Source organism: Aeromonas finlandensis (genome assembly GCF_000764645.1).
Lineage (GTDB): Bacteria > Pseudomonadota > Gammaproteobacteria > Enterobacterales > Aeromonadaceae > Aeromonas > Aeromonas finlandensis.
Genome location: NZ_JRGK01000204.1, coordinates 1 through 4,206, shown reverse-complemented (window position 1 = coordinate 4,206; position 4,206 = coordinate 1). Strand labels below are relative to the sequence as shown.

General features: G+C 44.7%; 5 protein-coding genes and 1 pseudogene. 4 read left to right on the top strand and 2 right to left on the bottom strand.

Annotated elements, in window-relative coordinates:
* From LD28_RS0112660 to LD28_RS0112650, 3 genes are all read left to right on the top strand, one after another.
* A partial coding sequence (locus LD28_RS0112660; protein WP_338151471.1) for an ElaB/YgaM/YqjD family protein occupies positions 1-346 on the top strand: 346 nt, incomplete at its 5' end.
* A 6-nt stretch (positions 347-352) separates the two neighbouring features.
* Positions 353-796, top strand: a complete 444-nt coding sequence (locus LD28_RS0112655; RefSeq protein WP_033137321.1) for a phage holin family protein — start codon at positions 353-355, stop codon at positions 794-796.
* Positions 797-1,422: 626 nt separating this feature from the next.
* Positions 1,423-1,737 (top strand): BON domain-containing protein, encoded by a 315-nt coding sequence (locus LD28_RS0112650; RefSeq protein ID WP_033137320.1) that lies wholly within the window; start codon positions 1,423-1,425, stop codon positions 1,735-1,737.
* Positions 1,738-2,174: 437 nt separating this feature from the next.
* Here the strand turns inward: LD28_RS0112650 and LD28_RS0112645 are convergent, their stop codons facing one another.
* Positions 2,175-2,912: a hypothetical protein gene (locus LD28_RS0112645; protein ID WP_033137319.1), complete on the bottom strand. Its 738-nt coding sequence runs from the start codon at positions 2,910-2,912 to the stop codon at positions 2,175-2,177.
* Positions 2,913-3,195: 283 nt separating this feature from the next.
* Entirely contained in the window at positions 3,196-3,354 is a 159-nt protein-coding gene (locus LD28_RS23055) for a hypothetical protein (RefSeq protein WP_241462293.1), read from the bottom strand.
* A 191-nt stretch (positions 3,355-3,545) separates the two neighbouring features.
* On the opposite strand from LD28_RS23055, the pseudogene LD28_RS0112640 reads away from it, so the two are divergent.
* Positions 3,546-4,206: pseudogene (locus tag LD28_RS0112640) on the top strand (integrase); the annotation flags it as partial.

The following is a 4,206-nucleotide window of genomic DNA, read 5'->3' as shown; positions in this document are numbered from 1 at the left end:
AGAGGGAACAATGAACAACCCAATTAAAACCATGACAAATGATAAAACTGCTGATTCAGTGGAAGAGACCAGCAAAACGTTAGATGATGTATTCGACAAAACATCTGAGGTGGTGCAACCTGTACTAAAAAGTTTAAACGAACACACTCATAAAATGATGGATGAATTAGCTGATGTTGCTGGCAACGCCGCTGGATCTATCGAGCAAGAAAGTGAAAACTTGAAAAAAATGAAAACGCAGCTGTTTGATAAATGTCGGGAGCAAATTAATGATAAGCCACTCATCGCTCTCGGCATTGCCATCTCTGCTGGATTTTTAGTTGGTTGGCTACTTAAGCGGCGCTGATTAGCAATGTGCAACACAAATAATGACCCCATTGCTGAACCAGCATTAAAATCAGAAGAGATGGAGTCAATCACTCACTTAGTTGGCTCCATCACAGGGCTGTTTCGTGAACAGTTTCAAGAACAAATGGAATTATTCACACTGGAAATTCAATGTTTTTCCAGCAACCTTATTGGTATGCTTGTCTGTCATCTGGTTGGCGCTTTTTTATTCATGAGCCTGTGGCTCACATTGGTATTTTCATCACTCTTCTGGTTACTCGAGCACGAAATAACTACGAGCACAGCCTTATTTATCATCACTTTTTTAAATGGATTAGCGATTTTCGGCGTCGTGATACGATATAAACACCACAAGTCAAACATATTTAACAACACGATCTCGACTACAGCCAATAGTGAATATGAATCATCAGACAAACCATCAACAGAGCCTAAAACATCGTTATGAAGATACCTGGAGCATGGCGCATCACTCTTGCAGCGAACCATCATAACCGTGCAAGAATGTTCACCTTGAGGCAACAATTACAGTCCCGCCAACTGATGATAACCAAACTATCTTATGAATTAAAACATAGAGTTACAGCCAGCATCACACATCCTGCTTCGCTTTGCTCTGTAGCCATTATTGGATGCGTCCTCGGCTATCAAGGACCACATAATAGAATCAATAAAATAGCAATACGTAGTTTTACGTCAGGAGTAAATCTTCTTTCGTTAATATCATCCATGTTCATTCAACCGAAGCTAAAAAAGTAGGACGGTCTTAATGTTATAAGTTACAGCAGGTGTTACATCTTACATTTCTGAACATAGCGAACACGTATTGAACAAGTCAACGATAAGATGCAAGGTAACTTAATACGTTGCTCCTTAGTGTAAGGATAACAGGGTCAAAACGGAGTAAATTACAATATGGCTGCCAACAAGTAAGGCATCTAGCAGATTGATATATAACCGTAAGGAAAGACATCGACGATAAACAGTGCGCTATTACAATGCCGTGTTTTATTTACGGATGCCGTACTTACATTTTAAAAATCAATCTTCAACATCATTTGGAGTAAACCATTAATGAAAACCACCAACTATTTTTCACACTTATTTGCTATCGTCGTTCTCATCACGGTTGTAGGTTGTGCATCAACAACCACCAAGGAAGGAACTGGAGAATATTTAGATGATTCCGTGATTACCACCAAGGTTGTCACAGCCATATTCAATGATCCAGAACTAAAAACCGCAGAGATTAATGTTGAAACTTTTAAAGGTGTCGTACAGTTAAGTGGCTTTGTTACAAGCAACTACAATATTAACAAGGCGGTTGTTGTCGCCAAAAGCATCAAGGGAGTTACTTCTGTTAAAAATGACCTGCATTTAAAGCAATAAATTTGCCGTTGCATATCAACTTTATATTGAAAATAGGAGTGTTGTTTCATAACTATTTTCGGAGGAATGTGGCATCGCTACTATTTAACCTCATGAAAAAACCATGTTGGCACACTACCTGACTAATAGGGCCTGCACCATCTGATGCAGGCTTTTTCCATGACCACTATCTGCAAGCAGACGCTAACCACCACACTTTCCATCTCTTTTCACTAGCGTAGCGAATATTCAGCTTATTGCGTTATCCGTCAAACAATTCTGACTCGCCCACCTGATGATTGGATTAGCCATAGCAATCCATCATAACGTGCGGGTTTAGGGTTTGTACTCAGCCATTTATTGGCAAGCAGCGACAAGGAGATGTAGTGCATTATTCACGTATTGAGTGGGTAGACGGTGACAGGTGAGCACGAAGGGGGACATTACAGCAGGCAAGATCAGTTGGCTTGTGTCAGCCATTTGTCGTTGAAGATATTGATAAATGCCTCCCCCGCTTCACTGCGTGGCGTGACAAGATAGAAGGTGATGTTCTGACGAAATAACGAGAGACGGTACAGTGCCTCATTGTCCTCCTTTGAAAGACTCTTTTTGGAGGTGTCATTAATAGAGACCAGATCCACTTTTCCTTTTTTCAGCAACTCTAAACACTGGTTGAGACGGTTGGTCGTTCTGACGATTAACTTCTGCTCGATAATGACCCGTTCAATTGCCTCGGAGAACCACCCTTTTGGCACACAAGCACTCCTCTTGTGCCACGACACTGACTCCAACCATTTTTTGTCTGCAGTGGTGTACCAGGACTGTATGTCGAAGGCGATGGGCGTACTAAAAAGCAGGCTGAGGCCACGCTTGTTACTCCAGGTAAAAGGAAAAGCCGCAATCGCGTTACCAAGCTCGATATTCTTGAGCCCCCTCGGCCAAGGCTGGTAAGAGACACGTAGATCCTGATAACCAACAGCGTGAAGCGTCGCGAGCACCTGATGCACCAAATACCCGCCATCGGCCAGTTCAACCGAGGAGTAAGGGGGTAATTCGCCAGTGATGATGACCGCGCCCTGTGACTCGCTTACGGGGAGCAACACCAGAGCAAACAGGACAACCTGGAACAGGTGCAGACAAGAGGCCGACATGGTGTGCTGAACAGCAGTGGCGAAGATCCTGCAACATATGTACATGACAATCGATCCCGCCGCTAAACACTGTTAATAGATTAGTCCTTTTTCGGGGAAAAAACATATTTTATTCACACCTTCCCCTTCGCCAGGATGAGCAAAAAGGTGGTTTATATGACCGCGGGCTTGCAATCGGCATCCAAGGGATGGGACTTCTCTTTAAGAGACCTGCAGCTCAAGGTCGACAGGATCGGTGCAAGCGGTGTGACTACCAGAGTCATCAGCATGGCTACTGATTAGAGGCGGGAGGGCTCTGGCGGTGTATAAGCTCAGCGCCAGATTTCGGTCAGGAACGCACACAGGCAAGCAGCTGGGTCACCTTGTGGCGTGTATAACGCTTGTCTCGGGTATGCAGGGATTGTTTGATCTCTTTACGACGACCACAGGGGAGCGTGGTGACTTTCCGGTAACACCAGATGCCGTGGGGACTGAGCCAGAGATTCATCGATGAGCTCCTCATCGTCCACACAACGTGGATGACCAAGGGCTTTAGGAAGCTAACTTATTGAATGGCAGAAACAAGTGGTGGCCCTACCAGCCACATAATGAAAACTTTCTTCTTTAATATCAATTGCTTGAGTGACCAACAAGCAATCTTGCACACATCAAGTGGATGACCTTTATTGGGTCAATCTGATGAACTTATGGTTAAGCAAGCACGGCATTTGGTACTTTCGCAAGGTGACTACCCTCCCCTGCGGGAGTCGTAAAGAAATCAAGAAGTCACTAGCAACAAGGGACAAGCGAGCAGCACAAGCCAAGGTAATTGACTTGTTGGCCTGCAAGGGTTCTCGGGCAGCGGCTATCAGGCTAGAGGTATCGCCCAAGCCGAAGACCCCACCAGCGACAACAAAGCCCATCAAAGCTGACCAGCAAGTAAAGCGGCTGTCTCTCCTGATTGATTCTTACCTTCGGGAAAAGGCCTTATCTTGGGCACCGAAAGAGGTGAAGAACCAGCGCTATTACATCCAACACTTTATAGAAAGGTCTGGTGATAAAGCACCTACTGGGTACACCAAACAAGATGCTGTGACATTCAAGGATTATCTGCTTGGCTCGGGTAAAAGCCCTGCAACGATTAACAAGTTTCTCGCCAAGCTGGCTCTCCTCTTCAAGTGGTTAGCTGGACGCATAGAGAACCTATCAAACCCATTTGATGGCCTTAAGCTGCAACGAGTGAAAGAGGTTAACTCTCGGAGCAGTTACACAGACTCGGAGCTTTCCAAATATCTTGCCTGGGCAAACCAACAAAAGGATTTCAGAAGATGGATTCTGCTCCTTGGTGCCTACTCAGGGG